Origin of the sequence: Oceanobacillus sp. FSL K6-0127, assembly GCF_037983385.1 — a bacterium.
Lineage (GTDB): Bacteria > Bacillota > Bacilli > Bacillales > Amphibacillaceae > Oceanobacillus > Oceanobacillus profundus.
On sequence record NZ_CP150287.1, the window covers coordinates 1,684,479 to 1,702,520 of the forward strand.

15 protein-coding genes are annotated in these 18,042 nt (G+C 37.9%); 13 read left to right on the top strand and 2 right to left on the bottom strand.

Annotation, left to right across the window (positions count from 1 at the left end; all coding sequences use genetic code 11):
• Positions 1–189: 189 nt before the first annotated feature.
• The gene (locus MHH64_RS08430; protein ID WP_095313680.1) at positions 190–1,008 is read left to right on the top strand and encodes a CAP domain-containing protein; all 819 of its coding nucleotides are present in this window, start codon (positions 190–192) and stop codon (positions 1,006–1,008) included.
• Between the two features lie 248 nt (positions 1,009–1,256).
• On the top strand, positions 1,257–2,249 hold the full coding sequence (locus tag MHH64_RS08435; protein WP_340003269.1) for a glutaminase: 993 nt from the start codon (positions 1,257–1,259) through the stop codon (positions 2,247–2,249).
• 172 nt (positions 2,250–2,421) lie between these two features.
• On the opposite strand, the gene MHH64_RS08440 is transcribed toward MHH64_RS08435, so the two are convergent.
• Positions 2,422–3,786, bottom strand: a complete 1,365-nt coding sequence (locus MHH64_RS08440; protein WP_095313677.1) for a sodium:alanine symporter family protein — start codon at positions 3,784–3,786, stop codon at positions 2,422–2,424.
• A gap of 265 nt (positions 3,787–4,051) precedes the next feature.
• Here MHH64_RS08440 and MHH64_RS08445 point away from each other — a divergent pair, with 265 nt between their 5' ends.
• The 3 genes from MHH64_RS08445 (at position 4,052) to MHH64_RS08455 (ending at position 5,721) form a co-directional block, all read left to right on the top strand.
• Positions 4,052–4,531 (top strand): low molecular weight protein-tyrosine-phosphatase, encoded by a 480-nt coding sequence (locus tag MHH64_RS08445; RefSeq protein ID WP_095313676.1) that lies wholly within the window; start codon positions 4,052–4,054, stop codon positions 4,529–4,531.
• 14 nt (positions 4,532–4,545) lie between these two features.
• Positions 4,546–4,833: a YtxH domain-containing protein gene (locus MHH64_RS08450; RefSeq protein WP_095313674.1), complete on the top strand. Its 288-nt coding sequence runs from the start codon at positions 4,546–4,548 to the stop codon at positions 4,831–4,833.
• 66 nt (positions 4,834–4,899) lie between these two features.
• Positions 4,900–5,721, top strand: coding sequence for a YihY/virulence factor BrkB family protein (locus tag MHH64_RS08455; RefSeq protein WP_095313673.1), 822 nt, complete (start codon positions 4,900–4,902; stop codon positions 5,719–5,721).
• Positions 5,722–5,756: 35 nt separating this feature from the next.
• Here the strand turns inward: MHH64_RS08455 and MHH64_RS08460 are convergent, their stop codons facing one another.
• The gene (locus tag MHH64_RS08460; RefSeq protein ID WP_095313672.1) at positions 5,757–7,688 is read right to left on the bottom strand and encodes a heavy metal translocating P-type ATPase; all 1,932 of its coding nucleotides are present in this window, start codon (positions 7,686–7,688) and stop codon (positions 5,757–5,759) included.
• 315 nt (positions 7,689–8,003) lie between these two features.
• Between MHH64_RS08460 and MHH64_RS08465 the strand changes: the two genes are divergently transcribed.
• The 8 genes from MHH64_RS08465 (at position 8,004) to MHH64_RS08500 (ending at position 17,761) form a co-directional block, all read left to right on the top strand.
• Positions 8,004–8,864, top strand: coding sequence for a transporter substrate-binding domain-containing protein (locus MHH64_RS08465; protein ID WP_240033869.1), 861 nt, complete (start codon positions 8,004–8,006; stop codon positions 8,862–8,864).
• Positions 8,865–8,877: 13 nt separating this feature from the next.
• The gene (locus MHH64_RS08470; protein ID WP_095313670.1) at positions 8,878–9,561 is read left to right on the top strand and encodes an amino acid ABC transporter permease; all 684 of its coding nucleotides are present in this window, start codon (positions 8,878–8,880) and stop codon (positions 9,559–9,561) included.
• Positions 9,562–9,719: 158 nt separating this feature from the next.
• Positions 9,720–10,514, top strand: a complete 795-nt coding sequence (locus MHH64_RS08475; protein WP_240033870.1) for a YfkD famly protein — start codon at positions 9,720–9,722, stop codon at positions 10,512–10,514.
• A 142-nt stretch (positions 10,515–10,656) separates the two neighbouring features.
• Positions 10,657–11,967, top strand: a complete 1,311-nt coding sequence (locus tag MHH64_RS08480; protein ID WP_095313669.1) for a Na+/H+ antiporter NhaC family protein — start codon at positions 10,657–10,659, stop codon at positions 11,965–11,967.
• Positions 11,968–12,023: 56 nt separating this feature from the next.
• Entirely contained in the window at positions 12,024–12,815 is a 792-nt protein-coding gene (gene pdaA / locus MHH64_RS08485) for a delta-lactam-biosynthetic de-N-acetylase (RefSeq protein ID WP_095313667.1), read from the top strand.
• Positions 12,816–13,359: 544 nt separating this feature from the next.
• Positions 13,360–13,806 (top strand): GNAT family protein, encoded by a 447-nt coding sequence (locus tag MHH64_RS08490; RefSeq protein ID WP_340003067.1) that lies wholly within the window; start codon positions 13,360–13,362, stop codon positions 13,804–13,806.
• A 69-nt stretch (positions 13,807–13,875) separates the two neighbouring features.
• Positions 13,876–15,450 carry an acyl--CoA ligase gene (locus MHH64_RS08495; protein WP_095313709.1) on the top strand — a complete coding sequence of 525 codons (1,575 nt, stop codon included), beginning with the start codon at positions 13,876–13,878 and terminating at the stop codon, positions 15,448–15,450.
• A gap of 172 nt (positions 15,451–15,622) precedes the next feature.
• Positions 15,623–17,761: an ATP-dependent Clp protease ATP-binding subunit gene (locus tag MHH64_RS08500; RefSeq protein WP_118890393.1), complete on the top strand. Its 2,139-nt coding sequence runs from the start codon at positions 15,623–15,625 to the stop codon at positions 17,759–17,761.
• Positions 17,762–18,042: the final 281 nt, after the last annotated feature.

An 18,042-nucleotide genomic window follows, 5' to 3' on the forward strand; every position in this document is an offset into this window, starting at 1 on the left:
AACTTTTACCTGTTTAGTCGAATTTAGGGATTTAGGACTTTTCTATGGAATACAAGGTTTCGAGTTTAATAGGTAAATTTATCGATAACTATTTTTCTAGTTTGGAAAAGCTTTCCTTAAATATTACAAAAATCCCGTGCTATGATGATTTTGCAAGAAACAACAAAACCAAAGGAGAGTGTAACAAAGATGTTTAAAAAAGTAGGAATCGCTACTGCATTATCAACTGCGCTATTACTTGGCGGAGCATTTACATCTACTGCTGATGCGTCAGCAAATCAAGATCAATCAACTAACCCTTCATATAAAGTCTATTATTCAGTAAATGGACAAACGGGAAATGTATCAGAGGGAGATATCCAAGGCCTTATTAATAAGGTATTGAATGGCGAGCTTGATTGGAAAAATATAGACTGGAAATCCATTCCTGCAAAAGAACAAAATCAAAAGCAAGCTGATGCTCCTGCAAAACAAGAAGCATCAGAACAAGCTGAAACGCCAGCAAAACAAGAAGCGCCAGCAAAAGAGAAAGCTCCAGCTAAAGAACAAGAGCAGGAAGCTGCAACACCTGTACAGCAACCAGCTCAAAAAGAAGAGCAATCTAACCAAAATCAAGAAACTTCACAGCAATTAAGTCAGTTTGAACAAGAAGTAGTAGAGTTAACAAACCAAGAAAGAGCAAAACAAGGTTTAAGTCCATTGGAAGTTGACACAGAATTAAGTAAAGTAGCTCGCGAAAAATCCCGTGATATGGCAACAAGCAACTACTTTGATCACAACAGCCCGAACCATGGTTCACCGTTTGACATGATGAAGAGCTACGGTATCTCTTACCGTACAGCTGGAGAGAACATTGCTAAAGGGCAACAAACTCCAGAAGAAGTTGTGAATGCGTGGATGAATAGTGAAGGTCACCGTGCAAACATCCTAAATGGTGAGTATACTCACATTGGGGTAGGTTATGTAGAGCAAGGTAACCACTGGACACAGCAATTCATCGGAAAATAATATAGTATTAGGGACTAGCTTTTAGCTGGTCTCTTTTTTTTAGGCTTAAAAACGGATGTGCACAATTTATCACGCTTAAAACAATAGGATGGATGCTTCATATTCAATCGTGTAACTAATTCTTTCTTGCCGTATAGTAGAAACTACATGAAAAGCTGTTATTATAAAAGCTATATAGTAGCACGTTTTAGGGTATACATAGATACAAACTTGTTTGGATGCACATACTGTTAATGAGGTGGGTAATGATGGTACAAGGATCTGTTAACTTAAACACAGAATTGTCGAAGGAATGGCTTCAGGATTATGTTGACAGTTGGATTAATTTCTATAAAAAGCAAACGGTTGATGGTGAAGTTGCTACGTATATACCGATTTTGGCAGAGGCTGATCAACACGCACTAGGCATATCGATTATTGGGAAAAATGGTGTTACGATTAAATCAGGTGATACAGAAGAAAAATTTACAATCCAAAGTATTTCCAAAGTATTGACCTTTATTTCTGCCTGTATGGACAGGGGACTTTCCTATGTATTAAATAGAGTGGATGTGGAGCCTACTGGTGAAGCGTTTAATTCTATTATGCATCTCGAAATGAAGCAGCCGAAGAAGCCGTTTAATCCATTAGTTAATTCTGGAGCAATTACCGTATCTTCGCTATTAAGTGGTAAAACATCGGATCAGAAACTAGATTCACTTTTTGTTCTAATGGAAAAAATGATTGGCTATCGACCGCAAGTAAATGTAGATGCATATGAATCAGAACGTGATACATCGATGAGAAATCGATCAATCGGTTACTATTTATTAGAGGGCGGCTATTTGGAATCTGATCTTGGAATTACGTTGGAGACATATTTTAAACAATGTTCGATAGAGATAACAACAAGTGATTTAGCAAAAATCGGATTAGTCCTCTCCAATGATGGACGTGATCCAAATACAGAAGAAATTATACCACGATCAGTTGCGCGTTTAGTAAAGGCATTGATGCTTACGTGTGGAATGTATGATGCTTCAGGGAAATTCGCTGCATATGTTGGTATTCCTGCCAAAAGTGGTGTATCCGGTGGAATTGTAGCAGTCGTTCCACCACGAGTAAGGGATGAGGAACTTCCGTTTTTAGATGGTTGTGGCATCGGCGTTTTTGGACCTGCTCTTGATCTGCAGGGGAATAGTATTGGTGGTATTAAATTGTTGAGGCACATCGCTAATCAGTGGGATTTAAGTTTGTTTTAAGAACAAAGGTGCAAGTGCCGAGTCAGAGACACGGATACGAGGGAAGTCTTACTGTAATTTTAAGGCTTTGTGGACATGTGAGAACCGGGGATATTCGAATGAACGAATATCCCCGGTTCACGTCCAGATCCAGCTTCAGAGCACAGCGACTTGGCGCTTCCGCTTTTTTACTTTAAGCAGATTTTGATTTCGCAGCTCTTTCTTGCTCTTTTTCTTCTTTCGCTATTTTCAGGAATCGTTTTGTTTCATAAGCTACGACGCCAGATAGCCCGAGGAGTCCGATTAAGTTAGGTATCGCCATTAATGCATTAAAAATGTCTGAAAATAGCCACACGATATCAATAACTGTAGTTGCACCAAAGAAAACAGCAACAACCCATACAAACCGATAGATTGTAATTGCCTTTGGACTCTTGAATAAATAGTTAAGGCACTTTTCCCCGTAATAGGACCAGGCAATAACCGTAGAATAAGCAAATAGGATTGTCGTGATACTTACAATTAAGACTCCAGGCGTTCCTAAGAAAACACCAAAGGACTCACCAGTTAAGGCACCACCTGCTACACCAGTTTGGTGCAGATCTGCCATAACAATCGTAATTCCAGTGATACTGCAAACAATGATTGTATCGATAAATACCTGTGTCATTGAAACGAGGCCTTGTCTTCCTGGGTAGTCTGTTTTTGCTGCAGCAGCTGCAATGGGAGCAGAACCAAGACCTGCTTCGTTTGAGAAAATCCCACGTGCAACTCCGTATCGGATAACCGTACCTAGGATACCACCACCGACAGCACTTGCAGTAAATGCATCTGTTAGGATGAGGTTAATAGCGGCTGGAACAATATCAAAGTTAAGCGTCATGATAATTAAGCCACCGATAATATAAAATACAGCCATGATTGGTACAAAGAAAGCAGTTACACGTCCAATACTTTTAATTCCACCGAGAATAACCAATGCAGTAACAATAGCAAGAATAATTCCAGTAACCCATGTTGGAATGTTAAATGAATTTTCAGCAGCAGCGGACACGGCGTTTGTTTGTACCATGTTACCAATTCCGAATGCTGCAATTGATCCAAAAATCGCAAATGCAACAGCTAGCCATTTTAATTTTAAGCCTCTTTCAAGGTAGTACATCGGTCCCCCGGACATTTGTCCGTCCTCACCTTTGACCCTGTACTTTACAGCCAGCACGGCTTCCGCGTATTTTGTTGCCATACCAAAAATCGCCATGACCCACATCCAAAATACAGCTCCTGGCCCCCCGGCAATAACAGCTGTAGCTACCCCTACAATGTTACCAGTCCCAATTGTTGCCGCCATTTGCGTGGTTAAGGCTTGATAATGGGAAATATCTCCATCTGACAACTTATCTTGCTTTTTGCGACTGAATGCGTTTAATAACGCTGTTGGTAACGCGAGAATTTGCACAAAGCCAAGTCTGAAAGTTAAATAGATCCCTGTTCCAACAATAAGAATTAATAATGGCGGTCCCCAAACAAACGCACTTACTTGTTCTAAAAAACCTATCATTGAATCATCCCCCTTAATTACTTATACTTACTAATATTTCGAAAATTGGATGGGTTGTCAAGAGGAAATAAAAGTTATTTTAGTCTGTAAAAACTTCTGAACTACTTAAACGCTATAAAATCGATTGACAAAATCCCTAGCTAATAATGATTTATCGAAAGGGTTCGACATAATAAAACTAAAAATCATCCATTCCTATTTATAATTTTTTGCTTATGAACCACTATATTGCTTATAATAGAAAATGGAGAAGGGAGTTATCATCATGGACATTCGTGTACTATTTGTTTGTTTAGGTAATATTTGCAGGTCGCCAATGGCAGAAGCTATTTTTCGTGATTTAGTGGAAAAAGAAGGACTTTCTGATAGAATTAAGGTGGATTCAGGGGGGACTGGTGATTGGCATGTTGGAAATGTACCACATGAAGGAACAAGAAAATTATTAGACCGTGAAGCAGTTTCGTATGAGGGCATGTTCGCACGACAAGTGAAGGAACAGGATTGGGATGACTTTGATTACATTATTGCAATGGATGATCAGAACATAGCTAATCTGAACAAGATCCGAAAGGTGCTGGATGACTCGGTAACAGTCGCGAAATTAATGGATTTTGTCGAAAACCCAGAGGATGTAAACGTTCCGGATCCATATTATACGGGGAATTTTGAATACACCTATCAGTTAGTTTTAACAGGTTGTGTTCATTTACTAAAATCTATAAAGCATACATACCATATTGTTTAAAGGAGAGAATGAAAATGGGAAAACGTAGAATCATTTTAAGTATGACTATTGGGGCTGTAGTAGGTGGGGCTGTCGCTTTATTCGACAAAAATACGAGAAGCTATGCGAAAGGAAGATTTGACGCAGCGAAATCATGCTCATCTCACTTTATTAGTAACCCTTCTGAAGCAATTCATAGCTTGCGTAATACCTTTGATGAATTAAATCAAACGATTGCAAGTGGTGCAGAGAATGCAATCAATGCTTTAGAGCAAGTAGAATCAACGCTAGAAAAGGTTACGAATAAAAAAGGGTTAAACTAAATATAGTAAAGTAGAAGAACGTATTGAAAATGATTTACTATATTTAATTTATGGGAGCGAGTGAACGTGAAAAAAATACTAATTCTTGGGAAGCAGTTCTATCAGCGCGTCGAAAATGTGGATGTGTTTGGTCTTGCTGCACAGTTAGCATATTTTTTTCTGTTGTCACTGTTCCCATTTTTATTATTTCTATTAAATTTAATTGGATATTTACCGCTTGATGCTCAAGTAATTTTAGATACGATTGCAACCTATGCGCCCCCGCAAGTAATGGAATTGATCAATAATAATATTGGTCAAATGCTCAACCAGCAAAATGGTGGTCTGCTTTCTATTGGGATTATCGGTACACTTTGGGCTGCTTCGAATGGGGTTAACGCCATAACCAAAGCATTTAATCGAGCGTATGAAATCGAGAATAACCGTTCTTTCTTTTTTGGGAGACTAATCGCGATATTACTAACCATTGCCATCGTAATTGTCATTATCATCGCATTAATTTTACCGGTTTTTGGAAGAATGATTGGCTTGTATTTGTTTTCCATATTTGGTTTATCAGAAGACTTTTTGCAAACCTGGGAAACATTTCGCTGGGGCATTTCTTCTGCGATCTTCTTTATTGTGCTTCTCTTTCTCTATAAATTAGCACCTCATAAACGGATATACTTTAAAACTGTTATTATAGGTACTGCATTCGCTACGATAAGCTGGCAGTTCGTATCATGGGTATTTTCCTTCTATGTCATTACGATTGGTGATTACTCTGCTACATACGGAAGTCTAGGGGTAGTCATTATACTGATGTTCTGGTTTTATCTATTTGGCATCATTATTATTCTTGGTGGTGTATTAAACGCATTTATAGAAAAAGTATATAGACGCCCATGATCGGTGAAAGAAAATAGCTACCCCCTAAAAGGCAGCTATTTAAGTAAACGCAAACTATTTAAAATAACGAGGATAGTGCTCCCTTCATGACCAATAACACCGAGTGGTAAATCAATAATTTGAAAGTAATTTGTAAGAACAAGCAACAAAATGATGGTTAAAGAAAAGATGATATTCTGTTTAATAACACGATTCATTCGTTTGGATACTTGAATTGCGTTTGTGATTTTTGTTAGGTCATTTTTCATCAATACCATATCTGCTGTATCGAGTGCGATGTCTGTTCCTTCTCCCATTGCAATACTTACATTGGCATTCGCTAAAGCAGGAGCGTCATTAATGCCATCTCCGACCATTGCCACCGTTTTGTATTGCTTCCTAAACGATTTGACGTATTCGACTTTATCCTGTGGAAGACAATTGGCCTTGTATTGGTTTATGCCAACTTCCTCGGCAACAGCTTTAGCCGTCAATTCATTGTCACCAGTAAGCATAATCGTTTCAATGCCATTTGACTTTAAGTTATGAATCGCTTCTTTTGCTGATTCTCTTGTCGTGTCTTTTAGGATAAACATACCGATAATTCGCTCATTTATTTGAATGAAGGTAGATGTTTTTTCAGCAGTGGATTGTTTGTCTGCGTATTGTTGTTGAAAGGCCACTGTTAACTCTTTCCCTACAAAGTCTGCTTTACCAATTCTCCACTCATTATTTCCTACTGTAGCGATAATTCCTTTTCCACTAATATTTTTTAGATGCTTAATCTCAAAAGTAGGAGCTAGGACTCCAGCTTTATCCAAACAATACGCAGTTATCGATTTGGCAATAGGGTGTGTCGATTCTTTTTCAATAGCCCCGATAATAGACAAGATTTCCTTTTCATTAACAGCTTCGTCCATATATACATTTGTTACGGCTGGCTTCCCTTTGGTAAGTGTCCCTGTTTTATCCAATGCAATAGCTTGGATGTTGCTTAAATTTTCAAGGTGTACGCCACCTTTAAAAAGAATCCCTTTCCTTGCAGCATTCGATATAGCGGATAAGGTTGCAGGTGAGATGGAAGCTACGAGTGCACAAGGGGAAGCTACAACTAGTAACACCATTGCCCGGTAAATACTGTCAGAAAGTGTCCAGTTAAATAAAAGATATGGAAGAAACATCATAATAGCTACAATTGCTAGCACTCCATATACGTATGTGCTCTCGAACTTTTCAATAAACAGCTGTGAGGTTGATTTCTCCTCTTGTGCAGATTGGACAAGCTGGATAATTTTTTGGAATAAGGTTTCATTTGGTTTTGTTGTAATCTTTATTGTTAATGTACCATCTAGGGCTACAGTGCCTGCGTACACATCATGCTGATTTTGTCTGTAGATAGGCAGTGATTCACCAGTAATCGTGCTTTCATCAATCGTAGAAGCACCCTTAACGATAACTCCATCAGCTGGAATGCGTTCACCAGCCCTTACGAGAATAGTATCGCCAATTTTCAGCTGGGAAACAGGTATTGTCGTTTCTCGTTTGTCTTGCAAGAGTAAAGCCTCTTCAGGTTGTAATTCCATTAATGATGAGATTGCTCGATTGCTTTTATTCATCGAATAGGTTTCAAGAGCACCAGACAATGCAAAAATAAAAATTAAAATAGCGGCTTCTGTCCAATAACCGATTGTGATTGCTCCAATTGCGGCAAGAATCATTAAGATTTCTACATTTAATTTCTTTGTTTGAATCGTTTCTGTGATGCCTTCCTTCGCTTTCGCATATCCACCAATTGCAAATGCAAATCCATGAAGCGTAAACCAAAGAACAGAGGTTAATTGATCTTTAAAAATCCATGCTAGGAGTAGTAGGAGCCCGCTAATTAGCGCAGCAATTAATTCGTGATGCTCATAAATAGCTACTGTTTTTAACTTGGAAATTGGAGTCTTCCAAGTTGTACGTTTCATTTCTAAAGTATCAGTAGACATGACAGTTACCTCCTTTTAATAATGTTTACCTTTTTATAATAATTCTAATTAGATATTTATTATTATATCAGCAAAGAGGCAAGAGTCAATATAAATTTTGCAAATAATAAACTTTCCTTTTTTGCATGTACAACTAAGCCATTCACCAAAGTTTTAGGTGCATGTCTAGTTTTCTAAAAATAAATTTATAGAAACAGATTAATTGTTACAATTTTTTAGTAAAATCATTTAAAACAGAATTCATTACGTTGTTTTATCAACTTAGTTCTGTTACAATTGCATTTGAAAATTATATATAACAAAGGGGTGCTTTTGGTGAAAAAGCTTAAGTTATCTTTAATGCTTTTAGCTTTAGTTATGATTGCTGTGCTAAGTGCATGTGGCAATTCTGGAGATACAGCAGGGGAAGATTCATCAGATGAAAGATGGGAAGCAATTCAAGATGCAGGTGAGCTTATAGTCGGAACTTCCGGTACATTAATTGCTGCATCCTATTACGATGAGAACGATGAATTAACAGGTTATGATGTGGAAGTAATGCGTGAAATCGCAGAACGTTTAGATCTTGAAGTAAGCTTTGAGATAATGGGAATTGACAGTATGCTTCCAGCAATTCAAAGTGGAAGAATTGATGTGGCAGCGAATGATATCGAGCCTACTGATTCAAGAAAAGAAGAATTTAATTTCAGCGAACCATATAAATATTCCTATTCGACAATGGCGGTTCGTGAATCCGATAACTCTGGAATCGAGTCATTAGAAGATTTAGAAGGCAAAAAAGCAGGTGGTGGAGCAACGACAATTTACAGTCAAATTGCCGAGCATTTTGGTGCTGAGGTTGTGACATATGGAAACGCTCCAAATGAGGCTTATTTAAGCGATGTTAGCAATGCGCGTACTGATGTTGTTATTAATGACTATTATTTAACGAAATTTGGTGTCGCAGCATTTCCTGATTTCGATTTGCATTTGCATCCAACATTAAAATTCCATCCAACTGAACAGGCGGTTGTTATACCAAAAGGTGCGGATAAATTAACGGAAGAGATTAACCGTGTATTAAGTGAGATGCGTGAAGATGGAACATTATCAAAGTTAGCAATCCAATTTTATGAAGAAGATGCTTCTGAAAAACCAGAAGGCGATATTGAAGAAATAGAAGGTCTTGATCTGTAAGGGGAATTGATAAATGAACTTCAATGGATTTGATTTCGGAGGATTATTTGACATTGAATTAGCCATTAATAGTTTACCCTTTGTCCTAGAGGGATTGCCAATGACATTGATTGTATCGATAGCTGGAATGGGAATAGGTCTTGTATTAGGCCTGTTCCTAGCTTTAGCTAGAGGATCAAAGCATGTTCTATTACGCATTCCAGCACGTGTTTATATTTCTTTTATGCGTGGTACACCAATGCTCGTATTTCTTTTTATACTTTATTTTGGTCTGCCCGTAGTTGGTATTCAATTCACAGCAACAGCAGCAGCTATTATTGGTTTTGGGCTGAATAGTGCGGCATATATTGCTGAAGTGGACAGGGCTTCGCTTAATAGTATTGATACAGGACAATGGGAATCGGCAAAGGCATTGAATATGCCATACTGGACAACACTGCGAAAGATTATCTTGCCTCAAGCAACGAGGATAGCAATCCCGCCACTCACAAATGTGTTCATGGACGTTGTAAAAGCTACATCATTAGCAGCTGTTATTACCGTTCCAGAGCTATTTCAGAAGACACAGATTGTAGCAGGAAGAGAATTTGATGCGATGACAATGTATGTCCTTGTAGCACTTATTTATTGGCCAATATGTATATTAATTGGCGTTTTACAAGAACGATTAGAAAAACGATATAGTCGATTTGTTTAGGTAGGGTTGCTCAATCTTGGGCAGCCTTTTTTAGTGCAGCTGGAACATGAATAGGTTGAAAAGAAAAAAAGCAGAAAGTAATTTAGTCAATTTCATGAAGTAATGTATAAATTCCTCCTCAATCGAAAAAAATAGGGAAAAAGAAAGGAATGGGAAACATGAAATTAAATAAAATGACCAAGTTTGTCATAATTGCTTTCTTATTAAGTATGCTTTTCCCATCGGTCGGATCGGCTGCGAAAAAATCAGAGGACGCTGTTGAAATTCCAAACCATGTGTTGAATATAGCGAAAGAAAATACGTTTCCAAATTCAACAGAGGACCAGGAAGTCATTGAGCCAAGCGAACTAACCCAGGAATTGCTTGACGCATTATCCATACCTGTTGAAAACCCTGATTTGATTAAAATGCTAAATGAAACATCATTAAAGCCTTCACCGGTTGCTATCGGTTACCGGGGAATGGTCTATCTTGGACGCTGGCCGTTAAATTATCAATCAGATGAATCAAATATCAATTGGGAATACCAGCCAATCAACACAAATGAATTGAGTAATTATGGTGAGGAAGCGCCACAAAATATGAATTATATTCAACAGGAAGAAAAGGAAATTAAAGGTGCCTTAACCAATAAAATTACAAATCCGGAAGATGTTAAAAAAATGATGCTGCTTAAATCAAAGGAAAAAACAAAACTTCCACTTTCTTATCAGACGATAATCGGCAAAAATACGAAGAAAGATAATTCCTATGCAATACCAGCTAAGAAAAATGGAACTTTGCAAGCATTTGCTCCTGCAGTGAATGAAAAAGGGCAGGTTACTTTTGGAGAAGTTTATCTTCAGTTAAAAGGCTCGAAGAAATCTCTAGTAGTTAAAAATGTTACGAAGCAAGGGATTGGTGCTTGGATTCCCGTTCAGGATCATGTATCCTTTTCATTTCAATTAAAATAGTTACAAGCCCTGTGAATTTATTTACAGGGTATTTTATTTTCATAAAAGGGTTGAAAAATCCGTTTTAATGCTTTATCATATTAAAGTATTAAAGTTAAATTCAATTACACAACATAGATAAGAACATAGGGGGAAGCTTGAGATGGAATGGATTGTAATTGTTTCCGTGCTTGTAATGACAATTTTATGTTTACTGCGCGTGAACGTAATTATAGCCATTATTGCTGCGTCGATTGTAGCAGGATTAATGGCGGGATTAAGTCTGGTAGATTCAATTGAAATGATGGTAAGTGGAATGGGGGCAGCATCGAATACTGCATTGAGTTATATTCTTCTAGGTGCGTTTGCTGTTGCAATTAGTTATACCGGCATTACAACGATTTTAGTGAATTTTTTAATTCGCAAATTGACAGGTAAGAAAACAATGCTGGTACTTGCAATAGCCGGAGTTGCTTGTTTATCACAAAACGCAGTGCCAGTGCATATTGCTTTTATTCCAATTTTAATACCGCCTTTATTAAAATTGTTCGATGAAATGCGTTTAGACCGCCGTGCTGTGGCATCAGCCCTAACATTTGGTTTAAAAGCTCCATACATTATGATACCAGCAGGATTTGGGCTTCTCTTTCAAGGAATTATAGAAGAAGGCATGATACAAAATGGCACTTTTATTACTGAGAACGAAGTATCACTAGCGATGCTTATCCCAGGAAGCGGGATGATTGTTGGCTTATTTATCGCTATTTTTATTACTTATCGAAAAGATAGAGATGCAATACCAGGAGCTGGTGGAACAGAATCTACAATTACAACAGCAACGACAGAGAGCGTCCCATTTAATAAGCAGCATTTGTTTACAATAATAGCTATTTTGGGCGCATTAGCTGTACAGCTGGTTACCCAAAACCTTATCGCAGGTGCCTTAACTGGACTTGTGCTTATGTTTTTATTCTTCGTTATCCCCTTTAAAAAAGGTGACAAGGTGATGACAGAAGGAATTGGCATGATGGGAACAATCGCATTTGTTATGCTTGTCGCATCAGGATATGGAGAGGTTCTAAATGAAACAGGAGCGGTAGAAGCGCTTGTTGAATTGAGTTCTGGCTATTTAAACAACAATAAAGTACTTATTGCCTTTATTTTATTATTAGTTGGCTTATTAATCACAATGGGGATTGGTTCTTCATTTGGAACGATTCCAATTATTGCAGCTTTGTATGTACCAATTTGTATTGCTGCTGGATTTTCGCCAATGGCAACTGCGGCATTAATTGGAACAGCGGGAGCACTTGGGGACGCAGGTTCTCCTGCGTCGGACAGCACACTTGGACCTACATCTGGTCTGAATGCAGACGGAAAGCATCACCATATATGGGATACTTGTGTGCCGACCTTCCTCCATTATAATATTCCGTTATTTATATTTGGATGGATAGCAGCACTTATTTTGTAATGTGAATAATTAAATAGCATGTAGGAAAAGGTAAGAAAAAAACTAGGTGGGTTGTTATGCGGAAATTTACGTTAAAATCAATCATCGTTTTTCTTGCCTTTTTCATTTGCTTTATGGAGCCGGGCACTACCAGCGCATTTGGCTGGGGGTATAAAAAGAATTCCGATCACCAAATTCCAGAAATAGGTCATTATAAGGAATTGCTTGATCAATATGGCGCCTATTATGTAGATGATTCCGGTGCGAAAAATATATACCTTACATTTGATAATGGATATGAGCAGGGATATACAGCGGATATTTTAAAAGTGTTGAAACAGGAAAAGGTACCGGCAACATTTTTCATAACCGGGCATTATGTAGAAAGTGAACCCGATCTTGTGAAGCGGATGGTTGATGAAGGACATATTATTGGAAATCATTCTTACCATCATCCTGACTTTACGATTATGAATAAAGAATCGATTAAAAAGGAATTGGAAACCTTAGAGGAATCAGTAGCAGAATTAACGGATCAAAAGGAAATAAAATTTCTTCGACCACCCCGTGGTGTTTTTAATGAAAACACATTACGATGGTCAAATGAACTAGGGTTAATTCATGTGTTTTGGTCACTAGCCTTTGCTGATTGGAAAATTGCAGATCAAAAAGGCTGGGAGTATGCTTATGAGCAAATAATGGAGCAAATGCATCCAGGGGCAATTATATTGCTTCATGCTGTGTCATCAGACAATGCCCAAGCACTCGAGCAAGTCATCAAGGAATTAAAAAAACAAGGATATACGTTCAAAAGCCTTGATGATTTACTATTAAATGATATGCTGCCAAATGGAATGTTTGGACTTTAGGGGAAATACTCGTAGTTGGAGAGGAATGTTTATTGTGGAATGAAGGACAACTGCTTTTCCTAAAAACTTTATCACGGTTGATCTTTCTCAGTTTATGTTATTAATCGACCGTGACAGCTCATCTCTCGGTCGATACTTTTTGCTGTATCAAATCAATCAGCCGTGATAGCCTATTTCTTCGGCTGATTGAGTAATTATATAACAGCAGTTACTTGAGATTTAAAATGATATCAATTTACAGGATCAAATCGAATTATCGATTTGGTCTTTTTTAATTAGTAGGAAACCCCCACTTCAAAAACGGGCGTTTTAAGTGGAGGGAGGTTCATTCAGAGCTCTTTTCAGCACCACCAAATCAAATAAGTTGAGAGGAATTTTCCAAAGACTTTTATGTTAAAGTTAATGGAGAGAATGGATTATTAAGGGAGGTATGCTTTATGTATAAGGCAATCATTAATGAGGACACTTATATCTCCATCTTTGAACCAAGGCATGCGGAAGCATTATATCATCTTATTGATGGAAGCCGGGACAGTATAGGGGAGTGGCTCTCATTCCCCCAAAAACAAACAATATTAGAGACACAAGATTATTCATAGAAAAGTCACTGAAAAGACTATCCGAAAACAATGGGTATTGGGCAGGTATTTGGTACAATGCTATACTCGTCGGTTCGATAGGGTATTTATATATTGACTGGACTGCGAGAAAAACTGAAATCGGGTATTGGCTGGGAGATGACTATGTAGGAAAAGGACTGGTTACTTGCGCTTGTCAAAAGCTTATTAATCATGCATTTATGGATTTAGAACTAAGAAAGATTGAAATCAATGTAGCATCAAAAAACACGAAAAGCAAAGCAATACCAGAGCGCTTAGGTTTCAAAAAAGAAGGAGTTATTCGCAACTTTGAGTATTTAAACAGTGAATACCTAGACAGGACTGTTTATGGATTACTCAAAGAAGAGCGGACTATAAACAGAAACCCTTAGTTTTTATTTATATAAATATTCTTAATTATTTGTTACAATTAAAATAATTATTGTGGGAGGGGATACATGGTGAATCGGAGAGACCTAATCGCGCCAACAGATTATAATATTATAATGGAGATGGAAAAGCATGCTACAAATACAGAACGAACGGCACTAATATGGGAAAATGAACCAGGTCATACAAAAGAAGTGACCTATGAACAATTAATGAAAAACGTTAATAAAATTGGTAATGCCCTTCTTGAAAAAGGACTAAGGCAAGGAGATAAAGTACTTATAATGGTACCTCGACTAATCGAGGCTTATGAAGTATATTTGGCAGCAATCAAAGTCGGGGTTATTGTTATTCCAAGCTCTGAAATGCTAAAAACAAAAGACTTGCAATACCGTGTAAGCCATGGTGAAGTGCGTGGAATAATCAGCTATTATCCTTACGTAGAACAATATAAGGATATTGAGGAGTATGATGAGCTAATCAAATTTGTGGTTGGTGAGACTCGGGATGATTTTTATTTTTTAGATGAACTACGAGAACAACAATCTGATGTACTAGAGATTGCATCGACAACAAAGGATGATATTGCTTTTATCTCCTATACTTCTGGTACAACAGGAAGTCCAAAAGGTGTTGTTCATACACATGGTTGGGGCTATGCGCATTTAAGGACGGCTCCAGAGCACTGGCTTTCTATTAAAGAGGGAGATAGAGTATGGGCAACGGCTGGGCCTGGTTGGCAGAAATGGATATGGACTCCGTTTTTATCTGTGCTTGGTACAGGGGCAACTGGATTTATTTATCACGGAAAATTTGATGCACAAAAATATTTAAGCATTTTAGAGAAGCAAGCAATCAATGTCCTGTGCTGTACGCCAACAGAATATCGAATGATGGCAAAAGTAGATACGATTAGCAAATATAATCTTTCGGATTTAACAAGTGCTGTATCTGCTGGTGAACCATTGAATGTGGAGGTTATTGATGTATTCCGCAAGTATTTCAATATCACAGTTCGCGATGGCTATGGTCAAACTGAAAACACATTACTATTGGGAGTAATGAAAGGAATGAAAGTGAAACCTGGTTCCATGGGCAAACCAACTCCAGGTAACGATGTGGAAATTGTTGATGACAAAGGTCAACCAGTCTCAACGAATGAAGTTGGTGATATTGCTGTGAAATTAGATAGTCCAGCTCTTTTCAGAGAGTACTATAAAGATATAGAGCGGACAAAGCATTCTCGCCGTGGAGATTACTACATCACTGGAGACAGGGCACGCAAAGATGAGGATGGCTATTTTTGGTTTGAGGGAAGAAGCGATGATATTATAATTAGCTCTGGCTATACGATTGGTCCATTTGAGGTGGAAGATGCTTTGGTCAAACATCCATATGTTCAGGAATGTGCTGTTGTCGCAAGTCCGGATGAGATTCGAGGAAGTATTGTCAAAGCATTTGTCGTATTAAAAAATAATATAGATCATGACGAAACAGCATTGGTCAAAGAATTACAAGAGCATGTTAAAGCATTAACAGCACCATATAAATATCCAAGGGAAATTGAGTTTCTGGACGAGCTTCCAAAAACAACCTCCGGAAAAATCAGACGTGTTGAATTACGCCAAAGGGAAGCTGTTAAATAAAGTATACCCAACGATCTCGACTAATAACTAGTCGGGATTTTTCACTTTTTATAAAAAAATTTATCAAAACACTTGAAAGTCAAAAAAGGTCAGAGTATAATGTAGTTAAGGTCAAAGATAGTCAAAGTCAAACCTGAGAACGATATGGAATATTTCCAAGGAGGAATGGAAAATGAAATGTCAACAATGTGGAACAAATGAAGCAAATATAAATGCGCAAATGCAGATAAATAATCAGCGAGTGGAAATGCACTTATGTGCTACATGTTTCCAAGAGCTTCAAGGAAAGATGATGAATTCAAATGACTTCTTTTCAAATTCTCCGTTCGGGGATTTCAATGAAGCATTTTCAAATAACTTCTTCCAAGGTAATGGAGCAAGCAAAACGGGAACACAAACAAAACAAAAAGCAAACAAAGGGAATGGCTTGATTGACCAATTAGCAAAAAATCTAAATGATGCAGCACGTGCTGGTAGCATAGATTCTGTAATCGGCCGTGATAAAGAAATTAAACGAGTTATTGAGACTTTAAATAGAAGAACAAAAAATAATCCGGTTCTTATCGGGGAACCAGGTGTTGGTAAAACAGCAATCGCAGAGGGACTAGCAGTTAAAATTGTAGAAGGCAATGTACCTGCGAAGCTGCTCAATAAAGAAATTTACTTGCTTGACGTTGCTTCACTTGTAGCGAATACAGGAATACGCGGACAATTTGAAGAACGTATGAAAAAACTGATTGAAGAATTGCAAGCACGTGAAAATGTTATCTTGTTTGTCGATGAAATTCATCTAATCGTCGGTGCTGGGACTGCAGAAAGTTCCCAAATGGATGCAGGAAATATCCTAAAGCCGGCACTAGCTCGTGGTGAACTGCAATTAATCGGTGCTACGACATTGAAAGAGTACCGTCAAATTGAAAAGGATGCGGCACTAGAACGCCGTTTGCAGCCAATCATGGTCAATGAACCTTCGCAAGAAGATGCTATTCAAATCTTAAATGGAATCAAAGATCGTTATGAAGCATTCCATGAAGTTCGATATTCAGATGAGGTTGTTCGTGCATTTGTGACACTATCAAGTCGCTATATTCAAGATCGTTTCCTGCCAGATAAAGCAATTGACTTGATGGATGAGGTTGGATCACGTCTAAATCTTGCAAATGCTCAAAAAGATTCCGATTCCTTGCAGAAACGTTTAGATGAGGTAGTCAAAGAGAAGCAAGAAGCGGCAGAAAAAGAAGAATATGAACGTGCTGCGAATCTAAGATATCAGGAAATTCAATTACAAAAGCAAGTTGAAAAAGCCGTAGACGGTGAAAAAGTACTGGATGTCGACATCTCAGATATTCAATTAATAGTCGAAGAGAAAACAGGCATCCCAGTAACGAAAATGCAAGCAGATGAACAAGCAAAAATGAAAAATATTGCTGAAAACCTGCGTAAGAAAGTAATTGGTCAGGATGAAGCAGTTGATAAAGTTGCTAAAGCAATCCGCCGTAGTCGTGCAGGACTAAAAGCGAAAGATCGCCCGATTGGATCCTTCTTATTTGTCGGACCAACTGGTGTAGGGAAAACCGAACTGACAAAAGTATTAGCAGAAGAATTATTTGGTACGCGTGACTCGATGATTCGTCTTGATATGAGTGAGTACATGGAAAAACACGCTGTGTCTAAGATTATTGGATCACCTCCAGGCTATGTTGGTCATGAAGAGGCAGGACAACTAACTGAGCGTGTTCGCCGTAATCCATATTCTATCCTGCTTTTGGATGAGATTGAAAAAGCACATCCAGACGTACAGAATATGTTCCTGCAAATTATGGAAGATGGTCATTTGACCGATTCACATGGCAGAAAGGTCAGCTTCAAAGAAACTGTGATTATTATGACAAGTAACGCAGGAACTGGAGTGAAATCAGTCAATGTTGGCTTTAACAGTGATCGTCATGAATCTGTATCAACATTGGAAAACCTAAGTGACTACTTTAAACCAGAATTCTTGAACCGTTTCGATGCAATTGTTAACTTTAATGAGTTAGCAGAAAAAGATCTATTAAAAATTGTAGATTTAATGCTAAAAGATCTTGAAGAAACGATTGAGGAAAATAATATTCACATTACAATTTCAGATGAAGCGAAGCAAGAGCTCGTTAAACAAGGCTATGATGTACGATTCGGTGCAAGACCATTACGTCGTGTCATCCAAGATAAAATTGAAGATCAATTAACAGATTTAATTCTAGAAGAAGAAACAGTCGATAATGTGCATGTCGATGCTGTTGATCAGGAGATTGTCGTTCAGAAAAAGTAATAGCTTAAGTGAAACCCGCTGCGTGTTTGCAGCGGGTTTTTTTTGTTTATGTAAGTTAGGGAATTAAATTTAACGGCTTTATACTATTTGAAAGTGCGGACCAGTTACCCGTGGTATAAGATCTTGTGACCCCAGATGGAGAGACCTGTGACCAGGTAAAGAGAAACCGCGGCCATTCGGTAACTCATAAAGGAGATGAGTGCCCGAATAAAGAAAAATCGAGGTAATTTGGTAACACATAAAGATGATGAGTGCCCGAATAAAGGAAAATCGAGGTAATT